The sequence below is a fragment of the Streptomyces sp. NPDC056479 genome, from assembly GCF_042795335.1.
In the GTDB taxonomy this organism is placed as follows: domain Bacteria; phylum Actinomycetota; class Actinomycetes; order Streptomycetales; family Streptomycetaceae; genus Streptomyces.
In genome coordinates this window covers 1,119,683-1,134,753 of sequence record NZ_JBHTRZ010000003.1, presented here as the reverse complement: position 1 = coordinate 1,134,753, position 15,071 = coordinate 1,119,683, and the positions used below count along the sequence as shown (strand labels likewise).

Sequence of the window (15,071 nt, the reverse complement as noted above, 5' to 3'; positions counted from 1 at the left end):
GTCCCACCGCCCGGTTGCCCCACCCTTTCGTTACCCCCCTAGACTGAACCTCCAGCACAGGTGGCTTAAACGCTCGAAAGGCGCCCCCGTGTCCATCGGCAACTCCCCTGAAGACGAGCGTCCGTTCGAAGACGTGTCCGAGGAAGCCCGTCCCTCGATCGGCCATGCCCTCCGGCAGGCGCGGATCGACGCCGGGCTGACCGTCGACGACGTCACTAGTGCCACCCGGGTCCGCATCGCCATCGTGCAGGCCATCGAGGCTGACAACTTCGCCCCCTGTGGCGGCGACGTGTACGCCCGCGGCCACATCCGGACCCTGGCCAAGGCCGTCCACCTCGATCCGGCTCCGCTGCTCGCCCAGTACGACGCCTCGCACGGCGGACGGCCGGCGCCGACCCCGGCCGCCCCCCTGTTCGAGGCGGAGCGCATCCGGCCCGAGCGCCGCGGGCCGAACTGGACCGCGGCCATGGTCGCCGCGATCGTCGCGGTGGTCGGGTTCGTCGGGTTCACCGCGTTCAAGGGCGAGGACGAGGGTGGCAAGTCCTCCGTCGCCGAGGGCGGCTCGACGCCGACGTCCGACAAGACCACGCCCACCCCGAAGACCGACAAGCCCAAGGATCCCAAGCCGGAGCCGTCGGACAGCGCCATCGCCGCCGTCCCGCAGGACAAGGTGACCGTCCAGGTGACTGCCGTTGACGGCAGGAGCTGGGTCGGGGTCAAGGACCACAACGGACGGATGCTCTTCGACGACCTGCTCAAGCAGGGCGACTCCAAGACCTTCCAGGACAGCGAGAAGATCAACCTCGTCCTCGGTGACGCGGGTGCCATTGACCTGTTTGTCAACGGCAAGAAGATCGACGATGACTGGCAGCCCGGCGCCGTGGAGCGCCTCACGTACACGAAGGGCGACCCGCAGGCGGGATGAGTCCGGCTGAAGGGTCGAGCTGAGGACGGGGTTGGCCAAGATCGGCCAACCCCGTCGACGTGGGCTGTCAGTGAGACAAAGTAGTCTTGAGCCCATGCCTGAACGCCGTACCGTCGCACTCGTCACTCTTGGCTGCGCCCGCAACGAGGTGGACTCGGAGGAGCTCGCAGGCCGCTTGGAGGCGGACGGCTGGGACCTCGTGGAGGACGCCGGGGACGCGGACGTCGCCGTCGTCAACACCTGCGGCTTCGTCGACGCCGCCAAGAAGGACTCCGTCGACGCCCTCCTGGAGGCCAACGACCTCAAGGGTCATGGAAGAACCCAGGCCGTCGTGGCGGTGGGCTGCATGGCCGAGCGGTACGGCAAGGACCTCGCAGAGGCCCTCCCCGAGGCCGACGGCGTGCTCGGCTTCGACGACTACGCGGACATCTCGGACCGCCTCCAGACCATCCTGTCCGGCGGCGTCCACGCCGCGCACACCCCGCGTGACCGGCGCAAGCTGCTGCCGATCAGCCCTGCCGAGCGGCAGGAGTCCGCGGCCGAGGTCGCGCTCCCCGGACATGCCCCCGTCGACCTTCCGCAGGGGCTCGCTCCGGCCTCCGGCCCGCGTGCGCCCCTGCGCCGCCGCCTCGACGGCGCCCCGGTCGCCTCGGTGAAGCTCGCCTCCGGCTGCGACCGTCGCTGCTCCTTCTGCGCCATCCCGTCCTTCCGTGGCTCCTTCATCTCGCGCCGACCCAGCGATGTGCTGAACGAGACCCGGTGGCTGGCCGAACAGGGTGTGAAGGAGATCATGCTGGTCTCCGAGAACAACACCTCCTACGGCAAGGACCTAGGCGACATCCGCCTGCTGGAGTCCCTGCTGCCGGAGCTCGCCGAGGTCGACGGCCTCGAGCGGGTCCGCGTCAGCTACCTCCAGCCGGCCGAGATGCGGCCCGGCCTGATCGACGTGCTGACCTCGACGCCGAAGGTCGCTCCGTACTTCGACCTGTCCTTCCAGCACTCCGCGCCCGGCGTCCTGCGCGCGATGCGCCGCTTCGGGGACACCGACCGCTTCCTGGAGCTGCTCGACACCATCCGCGGCAAGGCGCCCCAGGCCGGTGTGCGGTCCAACTTCATCGTCGGCTTCCCCGGCGAGACCGAGGCCGACCTGGCCGAGCTGGAGCGCTTCCTGAACAACGCCCGGCTGGACGCCATCGGCGTCTTCGGCTACTCCGACGAGGAGGGCACCGAGGCCGCGACGTACGACAACAAGCTGGACGAGGACGTCGTCGCGGAGCGGCTGGCACGTGTTTCCAGGCTGGCCGAGGAGCTCGTCTCGCAGCGGGCCGAGGAGCGCCTCGGGGAGACCGTGCACGTGCTGGTCGAGTCGGTCGACTCCGAGGACGCGGACGAGGGCTCGTACGGCCGTGGCGCGCACCAGGCGCCGGAGACGGACGGCCAGGTGCTGCTCACGAGCAGCGCGGGGTTGCACGTGGGTCGTATGGTCGAGGCGAAGGTGGTCGGTACGGAAGGTGTCGACCTGGTGGCCGAGCCGTTGCAGGGCTCGCTCGCGTGTAGTGAGGAGGCGGCCAGATGACCGGAGTTCCGGCGTCCGCCGCGGGTGGCTCCTCCCAGGCGGGTGCGGCGGGCAAGGCGAGCGCGATGGGTTCGTCCAGGACCGGTCCGTCCAAGGCGAGCGGACCGAAGGGGAGCGGCTCGAAGGCCGGCGACGCCGAGAACGGCGTCCAGGGCGGTGCGAAATCCCCGCGCGGCGCGAAGATCACGGCCGCGGCCGTCAACCAGGCCAGCGTCTGGAACATCGCCAACCTCCTGACCATGCTCCGGCTGGTCCTCGTGCCCGCGTTCGTCGCGCTGATGCTGGCCGACGGCGGTTACGACCCGGCGTGGCGCTCGCTCGCCTGGGCGGCCTTCGCCATCGCCATGATCACCGACCTGTTCGACGGCCATCTGGCGCGCACGTACAACCTCGTCACCGACTTCGGGAAGATCGCCGACCCCATCGCCGACAAGGCGATCATGGGGGCGGCACTGATCTGCCTCTCGGCTCTGGGTGATCTGCCGTGGTGGGTGACCGGCGTCATCCTCGGCCGGGAACTCGGGATCACCGTTCTGCGTTTCATCGTCATCCGGTACGGCGTCATCCCGGCGAGCCGCGGCGGCAAGCTCAAGACGCTCACGCAGGGCGTGGCGGTCGGGATGTACATCCTGGCGCTGACAGGGTGGCTCGCCACCCTGCGGTGGTGGGTGATGGCCGCGGCGGTCGTCCTGACCGTGGTGACCGGGCTCGACTATGTGAGACAGGCCATTGTGCTGCGCAGGCAGGGAATCGCCGCGCGCAAGGCCGCGTTGGAGGAGACGGAAGCGTGAGTTCCCCGGGCACCGACGTGGTGCGACTACTCACAGTGAAGAGCGAGACGCTCGCTGTCGCCGAGTCGCTGACCGGCGGACTGGTTGCGGCGGACATCACAAGCGTCCCGGGGGCGTCGAAGGTCTTCCGGGGTTCGGTGACCGCCTACGCCACCGAGCTCAAGCACGGACTGCTCGGCGTCGACATCGCCCTGCTGGAGCGGCACGGAGCGGTGAATCCGCAGGTCGCCGCCCAGATGGCGGCCGGTGTACGGAAGGCGCTGGGAGCCGACTGGGGTATCGCCACGACCGGTGTGGCGGGCCCCGATACGCAGGACGGACACCCCGTGGGGACCGTCTTCGTGGCGGTCGACGGGCCCATCGGCGCCGGTTCCGGTTCTGCCGGTGGCGGAAAAGTGGAGGCCCTGCGGTTGAACGGCGGCCGCGAGGAAATTCGTATGGAGAGTGTACGGAGCGTACTCGCGCTGCTCCTGAAGGAGCTTGCGAGCGAACACAGTGGGAATGAGCGGGCACAGGATACGGAACAGAACGGGGGGTTTTGATGTTTGCAGCCCTGAGTGAACACGACATCGCTCCCCGCACGGCCGCGGCGCAAGGCGGTACGGTGGGGCGTGAAGGATGCGGCTACGCGGTCCGAGGAGGGAGCCACCGATGATTCTGCTCCGTCGCCTGCTGGGTGACGTGCTGCGTCGGCAGCGCCAGCGCCAGGGCCGTACTCTGCGCGAAGTCTCCTCGTCCGCCCGAGTCTCACTCGGCTATCTCTCCGAGGTGGAGCGGGGGCAGAAGGAGGCTTCCTCCGAGCTGCTCTCCGCTATCTGCGACGCGCTGGACGTACGGATGTCCGAGCTCATGCGGGAAGTGAGCGACGAGCTCGCCCTCGCCGAGCTGGCCCAGTCTGCTGCGGCCACACCCAGCGAGCCTGTCCCCGCATCGGTCCGTCCGATGCTGGGTTCCGTGTCAGTGACCGGTGTGCCACCGGAACGGGTGACCATCAAGGCGCCTTCCGAGGCAGTGGACGTGGTCGCCGCGTGACGGTGCCGCCGGTGCGCGTGGGCTGACCACGCGCTGAGGAGTTGTGTGAGGCCCCGGCCGGGGTTTCTCCAGGGAGACCTGGGGGAGTGCGGTCGGGGTTTCGTGCTGTGTGGGGTCCTCCGGGTCCGTTTGCCGGTGCGTGGGGCGGCGGTCATGGTTGGAGGGTGTGACGGCGCGTGTGACGGCGCCTGACGCGCGGTGAAGGCCCGGTGTGACGGCGCCCGACGGGTGGTGAAGGCGTTGGCCCGCCCTGCCTGTGCGTGCCGTCGGTGCGCCCTCCCGGCCGGTGAACGGGCGGCCTAGCCTCGGGCTGGAGGTGAGCGGATGGCACGGCCGATAGCGCGCTGGGGGGCGGCTCTCGGGCTCGGGGCGCTGTGGTGGTGGGCCGTGCTGCGGCTCGCGCTGGTGCCGGGCGCGGGGGCGCTGGAGGCGGGCGTCGTCGCCGGAGGGTGGGGGCTGAGCCTGCTGCCGGTGCACTGTGTGCCGAAGTCGCGCGCCGTCGGCGCCTTGGACCCCCGACGGTGGGCGCGGGCCTGGCGTGCGGGGCGGGTGAGACGGCTGGGGCCGGCTACCAAGGCATCGCCACACCACCGTTCGGACGCAGGATCTGCCCCGTGGTGAAGGACGACGCGTCGGACGCCAGGTGCAGCACCGCGTGCGCGATGTCCTCCGGTTCGCCGACTCGGCCCAACGGTGACATGCGGGCCATGAACGCCTCGGTCTGGGTCTGCGCCGTACAGTCGTGGCGGTCGGTCATCGGGGTGCGGATCCAGCCCGGGGCGACCGCGTTGACGCGGATGCCGTGCGGGCCCATCTCCGTCGCAAGAGTCTTCGTCAGCTGTACGACGGCGGCCTTGGCCACGCCGTAGCAGAGAAGTCCGGGGCCACCGGTGTCCACGGCGCCCGAAGCCATCGTGACGATGCTGCCCCGGACGCTCTGGGCGAGCATCGCGCGGGCGGCCTCCTGGCAGGCGTGGAGCACGCCCTTGAAGTTCACGTTCAGCACGCGGTCGAGGTCCTCGTCGCGCGTCTCCAGGACCGGGCTGCTGTGCATGATCCCGGCGACCGCGGCCATCACGTCCAGCCGCTCGCAGGAGGCGACGGCCCGGCGGAGCTGTTCGCGGTCGGTGACGTCGAGGTGGTGGGTGTGGGCCGTGCCGCCGCTCGCCTTGATCAGGGTCGCCGTGTCGTGCAGGCCCTGTGCGTCGCGGTCGGCGCAGTGCACGGCAGCGCCGGCCTCGGCGAGCAACATGGCCGACGCGCGGCCGATGCCGCTGGCGGCCCCGGTGACGAATGCGGTGCGTCCGGTGAGGTCGTACGCCTTGACGGCCATGAAGGGACGGTACGAGGGTTTCTGACGGATCGTCAATTAGTCGTACCGTGTTGGGTTCTGTGGTGCGAGGAGGTGCCCGGTGTGGTGCTCGGGGCGGGGCCCGCCTGGCAGCTCGGGCACCAGTAGGTGGGGCGCTCGCGGGAGCCGTCGCCCTGGTCGGCCGCGCGGATCGGCGTGGAGCAGCGCAGACAGGGGCGGTTGGTGCGGCCGTACACGAACAGGTCCTGGCCACGGCGGCCCGTCGTGCTGCGGATCGGGCGGTCGCGGTTGGCTTCCAGGAGCTTCTTGGCGAGCACGGGCAATTGCGCGGTGTGCTCGGCGGGGAGCGCGCCTACGGGGAGCCACGGGGTGACGCGGAGCAGGAAGCAGAACTCGCTCTTGTAGACATTGCCGATGCCGGCGAGGTTGCGCTGGTCCAGCAGGGCCTCGCCGAGGGGGCGGGCGGGGTCCGCGAGGAGGTTGCCGAGGGCGCGGTCGGGGTCCCAGTCGGGGCCCAGCAGGTCGGGGCCGAGGTGGCCGACGGCGTGGTCCTCCTCCGTGGTGCGCAGGAGGTCGAGAAGGGGGAGGCGGTAGCCGACGGCTGTGTGGGTGGGGCCGGGGGCGGTGGGTGCGTGGGTGGTGGCCGTGGCTGTGGCCGTGGCTGTGAGGATCACGCGGATCTGGTGGGCGGGGCCGCCTGTCCAGCGTTGCTGGTCGGCGTAGACCTTCCAGGAGCCCTCCATGCCGAGGTGCGAGTGGACCGTCAGGCCGCCCTCGATGCGGGTGAGGAGGTGTTTGCCGCGTGGGGTGACGTCCAGGACGGTGCGGCCTGTGAGGTCGACCGTGGCGAACTTGGGGACCCGGAAGTCGGTCCGGGTCAGCGTCTTGCCCGCGAGGGCGGTGTGGAGCCGTTTCGCGGTTTGCCAGACCGTGTCTCCTTCGGGCATGCGTCAAGGGTGGCATGGGGCGCGGGCGTGTGGGGCGGGTGTGTGGGGGCGGACCGGTGAGAGCGGAGGCAGTGGGCTTGAGGCAGCCGGAGGTGGGGGGTCAGGCGCGTAGGCGCAGACCTCTGGGTGTCGCGATGAATCCCGCTCCTTCCAGGAGGGTGCCCATGGGGGACGTCAGCGCTGAGACGCCGTTCACCCGTTCCACCGTGACCGTGCCGAGGGAGCCCGCGCGGGCGGCTGCGGCCAGGGCTTCCGCCGCCGTGTGCAGACGGGGGTCGTCGGTGGGATCCGTGTCCGGGGACGAGGGCCAGGCCAGCAGGGTCTTGCCGCCGCGCTCCATGTAGAGGGTCAGCTCGCCGTCGACGAGGACCACGAGGGAGCCCGCCTTGCGGCCCGGCTTGTGCCCGGCGCCGGTGGGGGGCTCGGGCCAGCCGAGGGCTGCGCCGTATGCGTTCGCCGGGTCGGCGGCGGCCAGGACGACGGCTCGGGTGTCGGGGGTGGGGCGGGAGCGGTGGGGCGCGGGGCCGGGGCCGTACGGGGTGCCGCTGTTCTGCCACCGGTTGCCCTGTCGGGAGCGGCCGGCGTCCTGGGGAGCGAGGTCCTTGGGTGAGACGTAGTCGCCCGGTCCGAGTTGTCCTAGGTGGGCGTCCAGGAAGTCGTGGTCGAGGTCGGGGATGTCGTAGGCGGGGGTGCCGTCCGGGGTGTCGTGCGCGGCGCCGAGACCGTCGGCTGAGCCCTGGCTCCCGGGTGTCCCGAAGCCGTCGGGGAAGTCGGGGATGTGGGGGCCCGGCAGATCCTCGCCTCGGTCGCGGGCGTTGGACACCGCACGGAGGCGATCCACCGCGCCGTCCATCGCGAACTGGGCGGCGCCGAGACCCTCGACCACATAGCCGCGTCGCGCCTGGCCGCTCTCCTCGAAGGCGGACAGGATGCGGTACGTCGCCGAGAAGCCGCCCTCGACGCCCTCCGCGCCGACCGCTCCTCGGGTCACCACTCCGTGCCGGTCGAGCAGGGCGCGGGCCAGGGCGTGGGCGCGGACGGTGGCGTCGGGTTCATGGGCCGGGAGCAGGGACCAGCGGCCGGCGACGGTGGGCGGTCCCGTGCGGGATGCCGGGCGGGCGGCGGCCGTGAGTGAGCCGTAGCGCCCTCGGGGGACGGTGCGCTTGGCGCGGTGGGCCGTGGAGCCGGCGGTGCGGCCCGAGCCGAGCACGGAGCGCATGGGGGCGAGGGTGTCGTTCGTCAGACGGCCCGACCAGGCCAGCTCCCAGAGGGCGTCGGCGAGTTGGGGATCGGTGGCGTCGGGGTGCGTGGTGGCGCGGACCTGGTCGGCGATCTGACGGAAGAACAGGCCGTAGCCGCCGGAGAGGGTGTCAAGGACGGACTGGTGCAGTGCCGTCAGCTCCAGCGGGTGGGGCTGCGCCAGGAGCAGCGGGGCCGCGTCCGCCATGTAGAGGGAGACCCAGCCGTCCTTGCCGGGGAGTGAGCCAGCGCCCGCCCAGACGACCTCGCCGGCCGAGGTGAGTTCGTCGAGCATCGCGGGACTGTAGCCGGCGACGCGGGACGGCAGGACCAGCTTCTCCAGGGCGGACGCGGGCACGGAGGCGCCCTGCAACTGCTCGATGGCGCGCACCAGGCCGTCGATGCCGCGCAGCCCGTGGCCCTTGCCGATGTGCTGCCACTGCGGCAGGAACTGTGCGAGCGCGGCCGGTGGCACGGGCTCCAGCTCGTGACGCAGAGCGGCCAGGGAGCGACGGCGCAGGCGTCGCAGGACTGCCGCGTCGCACCACTCCTGGCCGATGCCTGCCGGGTGGAACTCGCCCTGTACGACCCTTCCGCTCGCCGCGAGCCGCTGGAGGGCGCCCTCCGTGACCGCCACCCCAAGGCCGAAGCGGGCCGCCGCCGTCGCCGAGGTGAAGGGACCATGGGTGCGGGCATAGCGGGCGAGGAGGTCGCCGAGCGGGTCCTTGACGGGCTCGGTGAAGGCCTCGGGGACCCCGACCGGCAGGGCCGTGCCGAGCGCGTCGCGCAGGCGGCCCGCGTCCTCGATCGCCGCCCAGTGGTCGGTGCCGGCGATACGGACCTTGATGGCGCGGCGGGCACCGGCCAGCTCCTGGGCCCAGTGGGGTTCGGCGCCCCGCTCGACCAGCTCCGCGTCGGTGAGCGGGCCGAGGAGACGCAGGACGTCCGCGACGCCTTCCACGTCCTTGACGCGGCGGTCCTCGGTGCGCCACTGCAGCTCGCGCTCCAGCTCGGTCAGCACCTCGGCGTCGAGCAGCTCGCGCAGCTCCGCCTGGCCGAGCAGCTCGGCCAGCAGCCGCGAGTCCAGCGACAGCGCAGCGGCTCGGCGCTCGGCGAGCGGGGAGTCACCCTCGTACAGGAACTGGGCGACGTACCCGAAGAGAAGGGAGCGGGCGAAGGGCGACGGCTCTGGGGTGGTGACCTCGACGAGGCGCACCTTGCGGGACTCCAGGTCGCCCATCAGCTCCACGAGCCCGGGGACGTCGAAGACGTCCTGGAGGCACTCGCGGACCGCCTCCAGGACGATCGGGAACGAGCCGAACTCGCTGGCCACCTGGAGCAGTTGAGCGGCACGCTGGCGCTGCTGCCACAGCGGGGTGCGCTTGCCCGGGTTGCGGCGTGGCAGCAGCAGCGCGCGGGCGGCGCACTCGCGGAAACGGGACGCGAACAGGGCCGAGCCGCCGACCTGGTCGGTGACGATCTGATCGACGTCACCCTTGTCGAAGACGACGTCCGCCGCGCCCACGGGCGCCTGGTCGGCGTCGTACTCCGTGCCGGCCTTCCTCGGTTCCTGGTCCAGGAGGTCCAGGCCCATGAGGTCGGCGTCGGGCAGGCGCAGCACGATGCCGTCGTCGGCGTGCATGACCTGCGCGTCCATGCCGTAGCGCTCGGAGAGCTTCGCCGCGAGGGCGAGCGCCCAGGGGGCGTGCACCTGGGCGCCGAAGGGGGAGTGCACGACGACTCGCCAGTCGCCGAGCTCGTCGCGGAAGCGCTCGACGACGATCGTGCGGTCGTCCGGGACGTGGCCGCAGGCCTCGCGCTGCTCGTCCAGATAGGACAGGACATTGTCGGCCGCCCAGGCGTCCAGGCCTGCGGTGACCAGGCGCAGTCGGGCGTCCTCCTTGGGCAGCGAGCCGACCTCGCGCAGGAACGCGCCGACCGCGCGGCCCAGTTCGAGCGGGCGGCCCAGCTGGTCGCCCTTCCAGAAGGGGAGGCGGCCCGGTACGCCCGGGGCGGGGGAGACCAGGACGCGGTCGCGGGTGATGTCCTCGATGCGCCAGGAGCTGGTGCCGAGCGTGAAGACGTCGCCGACTCGGGACTCGTAGACCATCTCCTCGTCGAGCTCGCCGACCCTGCCGCCGCCCTTCTTGGGGTCCGATCCGGCGAGGAAGACGCCGAAGAGGCCACGGTCGGGGATGGTGCCGCCGGAGGTGACGGCGAGGCGCTGGGCGCCGGGGCGCCCGGTGATCGTGCCGGCGACGCGGTCCCAGACCACGCGCGGGCGAAGCTCCGCGAAGGCGTCGGACGGGTAGCGGCCGGCCAGCATGTCGAGGACCGCGGTGAAGGCGGACTCGGGGAGGGAGGCGAACGGGGCGGCCCGGCGGACGGCGGCGAGGAGGTCGTCGAACTGCCAGGTGTCCATCGCCGTCATCGCGACGACCTGCTGGGCGAGGACGTCGAGGGGGTTGGCGGGGACCCGGAGGGACTCGATGGAGCCTGTGCGCATGCGTTCGGTGACGACCGCCGCCTGGACCAGGTCGCCGCGGTACTTCGGGAAGACCACGCCGGTGGACACAGCGCCCACCTGGTGGCCCGCGCGGCCCACGCGCTGGAGACCGGAAGCCACGGAGGGGGGTGATTCGACCTGGACGACGAGGTCCACCGCGCCCATGTCGATGCCGAGTTCGAGGCTGGACGTGGCTACCACTGCGGGGAGGCGGCCGGCTTTGAGGTCCTCTTCCACAAGGGCGCGTTGCTCCTTGGAGACCGAGCCGTGGTGGGCACGGGCGATGACCTGGGGTGCGCCTTGGGCCGCGCCGGAGCCGCCCATCAGTTCGGCCGGGGCGTGGTGTTCGTCCAGGGTTTCGCCGGTGGCGCGCTCGTAGGCGATCTCGTTCAGGCGGTTGCAGAGGCGTTCGGCGAGGCGGCGGGAGTTGGCGAAGACGATGGTGGAGCGGTGGGACTGGACGAGGTCCGTGATGCGTTCTTCCACGTGTGGCCAGATCGAGGGGCGCTCCGTGCCGTTGGAGCCGTCGGAGCCGTCGGCCACCGGGGAACCACCGAGCTCGCCGAGGTCCTCCACGGGGACCACCACCGAGAGGTCGAACTCCTTGCCCGACTTCGGCTGGACGATCTCGACCTTGCGTTGCGGGGAGAGGTAACGGGCGATCTCGTCCACCGGGCGGACCGTCGCGGAGAGGCCGATGCGGCGGGCCGGCTTCGGGAGGATCTCGTCCAGGCGCTCCAGGGTGAGCGCGAGGTGGGCGCCGCGCTTGGTGCCGGCCACCGCGTGGACCTCGTCCATGATCACTGTCTCGATGCCGGTCAGGGCGTCACGGGTGGCCGACGTCAGCATCAGGAAGAGGGACTCGGGGGTGGTGATGAGGATGTCCGGAGGGCGGGTGGACAGCGCTCGGCGCTCAGCTGCCGGGGTGTCGCCCGAGCGGATGCCGACCTTTACCTCGGGCTCCGGGAGGCCCAGGCGTACGGATTCCTGGCGGATGCCTGTGAGAGGGCTGCGGAGGTTGCGCTCCACGTCCACGGCCAGGGCCTTGAGGGGGGATACGTAGAGGACTCGGCAGCGCTTCTTGGGGTCGGCGGGTGGGGGTGCGGAGGCCAGCTGGTCCAGGGCGGCGAGGAAGGCGGCCAGGGTTTTGCCGGAGCCGGTGGGGGCTACGACCAGCACGTCCGAGCCTTGCTGGATGGCCTGCCACGCGCCTGCCTGGGCTGCGGTGGGCGCGGAGAAGGCGCCCGTGAACCAGCCGCGGGTGGCGGGGGAGAAGCCGGCTAGGGCTTGGCGTGGGTTGCTGACCATGTGTCCATCCTGCACCCGGGGACTGACAATGGGGCTGAGCTGGGGAAACGTCGTGCCTCCGGCGGTTGGGGGGCGATGCCTGCGGCGCCTCTGCGGGTTCGGTGGGGGTTCGCCTAGCGCCTGCGGGTGCATTGTGGGTCGGGGCCGTGCCGGGGGGTGTCCGTCCTCGGTCGGGCGGTTGCCGTTGGGCAGGGAGGCGGGCGTTTGTTGACGCCCGCCGCTGCGGGCGGACACCCCCCGGCACGGCCCCTTGCCGCCGTACGCGGGTGCCTTGGGGTACGTCTCTCCGGGCCTGGTCGACAATGGGCTTATGGCACGTTCTGGCGAGCTGGCGCGGCACTGGCAGTACGCCGAGTTGCCGGGGGTTGATCTGCTGCGGGCGCGGTACATACGGAAGACGTTTGTGCGGCATACCCATGAGCACTTTGTGATCGCTGCCATCGCCGATGGGGCGGAGGTGTTTCATCATCGGGGGGCCGATGTGTATGCGGGGGCCGGGGCCCTTGCGTTGGTCAATCCGGATACGCCGCATACGGGGCGGGCGGGGGTTCCTGAGGGGTGGCGGTATGGGGCCGTCTATCCGTCGCCGGGGGTGGTGGGGGATATCGCTGCCGAGACCACCGCTCTGCGGGGTACGCCGGGGTTTGTCCGGCCGGTGTTGGACGACCCTTATGCGGTGGGCCTGGTGCATCAGGTGTTGCGGGCCGCTGACGAGGGCAATGCGCTGGCCGCCGACACCTTGCTGCGGGTTGCCGTGACCCGGCTGTTGCGGTTGAACGGTGGGGCGCTGCCGCAGCGGGAGGTGCGGACGGCGGGGGCCCGGGTGGCGGTACGCGCGCGTGAGCTGTTGGAAGGGCGGATGGCCGAGCCGCCGAGTCTGGAGCGGTTGGCCGCCGATCTTGGTACCGGTCCGTTCGCTCTGTTGCGGGCCTTTCGGGATGTGTACGGGATGCCGCCGCACACCTGGCTGACCGATGCGCGGGTACGGCGGGTTCGGCGGCTGCTGGACGCGGGTGTCTCGCCGGCCGAGGCGGCCGTTGCCGTGGGGTTCACCGATCAGCCGCACCTGAATCGACACTTCTCGCGGATTGTCGGGGTGCCGCCGGGGGCGTATCAGCGGGAGCGCAAGAACGTACAAGACCTGCGGTAGTGGGTTGTTTAGCTTCGAAGGCGTGGCAGAACAGAGAATTCTCGTAGATCCCCGCGCGGGCGGCGGCAAGCCTGATGCCGCCGTTGTGCGGGACGCCCTGGGGGTGGGGGTCGCCGTCGGGCTGTCCGGGTTCGCCTTCGGCGTGACGTCGGCGGGCAGTGGGCTCACGCTCCTGCAGACCTGTGTGCTCAGCCTGCTGGTGTTCACCGGTGCGTCGCAGTTCGCGCTCGTGGGAGCACTCGCGGCCGGGGGTAGTCCGCTGACCGCGGCCGCCGGGGCGTTCTTTCTGGGGACGCGCAATGCCTTCTACGGGCTGCGACTGTCTCAGATGCTGCGCCTCCCGCGCGCGGTGCGGCCGTTCGCCGCGCAGTGGGTGATCGATGAGACCGCGGCTGTCGCGCTGGCGCAGCCGACGCGGCGCAGTGCGCGGATCGGGTTCGTCGTGACCGGGCTGAGTCTGTATGTGCTGTGGAATCTCACGACCTTGCTCGGTGCGCTGGGGGCCGAAGCCATCGGGGACACCGATGCCTGGGGGCTGGATGCGGCCGGGCCCGCTGTGTTTCTGGCGTTGCTGGCGCCGATGCTGAAGTCCGCCACCGAGCGGGCCGTCGCCGGGCTGGCCGTGGTTCTGGGGCTCGGGTTCCTGCCCGTGCTGCCGGCCGGGGTGCCCGTTCTGGTGGCCGCCCTCGCGGCGCCGGTCGTGCTGTGGGTGCGGGGACGACGTGCGGGGGAGGGTGCGCGGTGAGCATCTGGACAGCCATCGGCGTCACCGTTCTCGGATGCTACGCCGTCAAGCTCGTCGGGCTGCTCGTGCCCGCGGGTGCTCTGGAGAGGCCCGTCGTACGGCGTCTCGCCGCGCTGTTGCCCGTCGCGCTGCTTGCCGCCCTCACCGCTCAGCAGACCTTCGGCGACGGGCAGGCGCTGGTGCTGGACGCGCGGGCCGCGGGGCTTGCCGCGGCTGCCCTGGTGCTGGTGCTGAGGGCCCCGTTCCTGCTCGTCGTCGCTGCGGCCGTGGTGGTGACGGCCGGCGTGCGGGCCATGGGTGGATGAGGCTGGTCAGCCGATGTGGCGGCCGTACGCCCTGAGCGTGCGCAGCGCCTGGACGGTCACCATGGGGCGGGCCTCCAGGGGGATGGTCGGCGCCCACTGGCGCCAGCGGATGGGCCAGCCACCGTCGTCCTGCTGCTCGGCGGCGAGGTGGTCGAGGGAGCGGTTCATCTCGTCGTCCGTGAACCACGCGCGCGCTAGGGAGCGTGGTGTGCTCGCGTAGTCGTGCGGGAAGTGGTGCTCGCCGGGGGCGTACCCGGGTGCGACCGAGTAGGCGTCGAGGTCGTCCGGCTCCAGTACCGCCAGGCGCTGCTCGCGTACCAGGCGGCCCAGCCGGTCGGCGGCCGCCTCCGCGCGCGTGCGGTCGGGAGCGGAGTCCAGAAAGGCCACGGCGGACTCGATCTCGTACGGATGGGACTTCTCCAGGGACTCGACCACCTGCCAGCAGAAGTCCGTCGCGCGGAACAGCCAGGCGTGCCACACCTCGTTGCGGTGCAGCAGGCCGACCACCGGGCCGGTGGCGAGGAGTGAGCTGGGCGCGTCGTCCATGATCGGCAGGAAGGGGGCCGCGGGGTAGCCGCGCTGGCCGGGGTGGACGACCGGGAGGGCGCCGTCCGGGGTGGAGACAGAGGTGAGGTAGCGGCACACGCGGTCCACCCGTTGTCCGCCGCAGCGTTCGATGGCGTCCAGGACGTGGAGCGCGTGACCGGTGTGCAGCGGCTGGCTGACCGGGCCGCGCAGATCCGGTTCCAGCGCGTGGCCGTACCCGCCGTCCTCGTTGCGGTAGGCGTCCAGCGCGGTCTCCACCGGGTCGGCGGCGCCGTTCAGGAAGTGGTACGCGAACAGGCGCTGCTCCAGCACGCGCGCGGTGAGCCAGACGAACTGCTCGGCACGGAAGAGCGGGGAGTGCGCCTGGGACGCCGGGGGGAGTGGGGAGGCTCCGGTTTCGGGCATGCGTCAGACCGTAGGGCGGAAAGCGGTCTCGGCACGTGGTCCCGGCTCAGGCCCACCCTCAGGGGCGGGATACTGGACGCATGCGGTTGACGGTCTTCTGGCAGCGGATGGCGGATCACTTCGGTCCGGGATACGCCGACACCTTCGCGCGCGACCATGTGATGACGGAGCTCGGCGGGCGCACGGTGCACGAGGCCCTGGAAGCCGGCTGGGCGGCGAAGGACGTGTGGCGTGTGGTCTGTGCCGTCATGAACATTCCGGGGGAGAAGCGCTGACCGGAAATG

At 71.5% G+C, this 15,071-nt stretch carries 13 protein-coding genes and 1 pseudogene; 10 read left to right on the top strand and 4 right to left on the bottom strand.

Annotated features, from left to right (window positions below):
* Positions 1–88: 88 nt before the first annotated feature.
* From ACFQ6S_RS16510 to ACFQ6S_RS16485, 6 genes are all read left to right on the top strand, one after another.
* Positions 89–925 carry a helix-turn-helix domain-containing protein gene (locus ACFQ6S_RS16510; RefSeq protein ID WP_383409171.1) on the top strand — a complete coding sequence of 279 codons (837 nt, stop codon included), beginning with the start codon at positions 89–91 and terminating at the stop codon, positions 923–925.
* A 94-nt stretch (positions 926–1,019) separates the two neighbouring features.
* Complete coding sequence (rimO, locus tag ACFQ6S_RS16505; RefSeq protein ID WP_383409168.1) at positions 1,020–2,501, top strand: 30S ribosomal protein S12 methylthiotransferase RimO; 1,482 nt, start codon at positions 1,020–1,022, stop codon at positions 2,499–2,501.
* A complete protein-coding gene (gene pgsA, locus ACFQ6S_RS16500; RefSeq protein ID WP_383409165.1) occupies positions 2,498–3,292 on the top strand; it encodes a CDP-diacylglycerol--glycerol-3-phosphate 3-phosphatidyltransferase in 795 nt (264 codons plus the stop codon). The genes rimO and pgsA overlap by 4 nt, the downstream gene beginning before the upstream one ends.
* Positions 3,289–3,834 carry a CinA family protein gene (locus ACFQ6S_RS16495; protein ID WP_383409162.1) on the top strand — a complete coding sequence of 182 codons (546 nt, stop codon included), beginning with the start codon at positions 3,289–3,291 and terminating at the stop codon, positions 3,832–3,834. The genes pgsA and ACFQ6S_RS16495 overlap by 4 nt, the downstream gene beginning before the upstream one ends.
* Positions 3,835–3,943: 109 nt before the next feature.
* Positions 3,944–4,324 carry a helix-turn-helix domain-containing protein gene (locus ACFQ6S_RS16490; RefSeq protein ID WP_030960654.1) on the top strand — a complete coding sequence of 127 codons (381 nt, stop codon included), beginning with the start codon at positions 3,944–3,946 and terminating at the stop codon, positions 4,322–4,324.
* A 324-nt stretch (positions 4,325–4,648) separates the two neighbouring features.
* On the top strand, positions 4,649–4,945 hold the full coding sequence (locus ACFQ6S_RS16485) for a hypothetical protein (RefSeq protein ID WP_383409157.1): 297 nt from the start codon (positions 4,649–4,651) through the stop codon (positions 4,943–4,945).
* Here the strand turns inward: ACFQ6S_RS16485 and ACFQ6S_RS16480 are convergent.
* From ACFQ6S_RS16480 to ACFQ6S_RS16470, 3 genes are all read right to left on the bottom strand, one after another.
* Complete coding sequence (locus tag ACFQ6S_RS16480; protein ID WP_383409154.1) at positions 4,893–5,657, bottom strand: SDR family NAD(P)-dependent oxidoreductase; 765 nt, start codon at positions 5,655–5,657, stop codon at positions 4,893–4,895. The two genes, ACFQ6S_RS16485 and ACFQ6S_RS16480, sit on opposite strands and share 53 nt — an antisense overlap.
* 32 nt (positions 5,658–5,689) lie before the next feature.
* On the bottom strand, positions 5,690–6,583 hold the full coding sequence (locus tag ACFQ6S_RS16475; protein WP_383409151.1) for an Fpg/Nei family DNA glycosylase: 894 nt from the start codon (positions 6,581–6,583) through the stop codon (positions 5,690–5,692).
* 100 nt (positions 6,584–6,683) lie between these two features.
* Entirely contained in the window at positions 6,684–11,636 is a 4,953-nt protein-coding gene (locus tag ACFQ6S_RS16470) for an ATP-dependent helicase (RefSeq protein WP_383409148.1), read from the bottom strand.
* 310 nt (positions 11,637–11,946) lie between these two features.
* Between ACFQ6S_RS16470 and ACFQ6S_RS16465 the strand changes: the two are divergent.
* The 3 genes and pseudogenes from ACFQ6S_RS16465 to ACFQ6S_RS16455 form a co-directional block, all read left to right on the top strand.
* Positions 11,947–12,777, top strand: a pseudogene (locus ACFQ6S_RS16465) (AraC family transcriptional regulator); the annotation flags it as partial.
* A 31-nt stretch (positions 12,778–12,808) separates the two neighbouring features.
* Entirely contained in the window at positions 12,809–13,531 is a 723-nt protein-coding gene (locus ACFQ6S_RS16460) for an AzlC family ABC transporter permease (protein ID WP_383409145.1), read from the top strand.
* Positions 13,528–13,836 carry an AzlD domain-containing protein gene (locus ACFQ6S_RS16455; protein WP_383409142.1) on the top strand — a complete coding sequence of 103 codons (309 nt, stop codon included), beginning with the start codon at positions 13,528–13,530 and terminating at the stop codon, positions 13,834–13,836. Before ACFQ6S_RS16460 ends, ACFQ6S_RS16455 begins: the two co-directional genes overlap by 4 nt.
* A gap of 6 nt (positions 13,837–13,842) precedes the next feature.
* Here the strand turns inward: ACFQ6S_RS16455 and ACFQ6S_RS16450 are convergent, their stop codons facing one another.
* A complete protein-coding gene (locus ACFQ6S_RS16450; RefSeq protein WP_383409140.1) occupies positions 13,843–14,787 on the bottom strand; it encodes a hypothetical protein in 945 nt (314 codons plus the stop codon).
* 80 nt (positions 14,788–14,867) lie between these two features.
* On the opposite strand from ACFQ6S_RS16450, the gene ACFQ6S_RS16445 reads away from it, so the two are divergent.
* Positions 14,868–15,062: a DUF3046 domain-containing protein gene (locus tag ACFQ6S_RS16445; RefSeq protein WP_383409137.1), complete on the top strand. Its 195-nt coding sequence runs from the start codon at positions 14,868–14,870 to the stop codon at positions 15,060–15,062.
* The last annotated feature ends 9 nt before the right edge of the window (positions 15,063–15,071 follow it).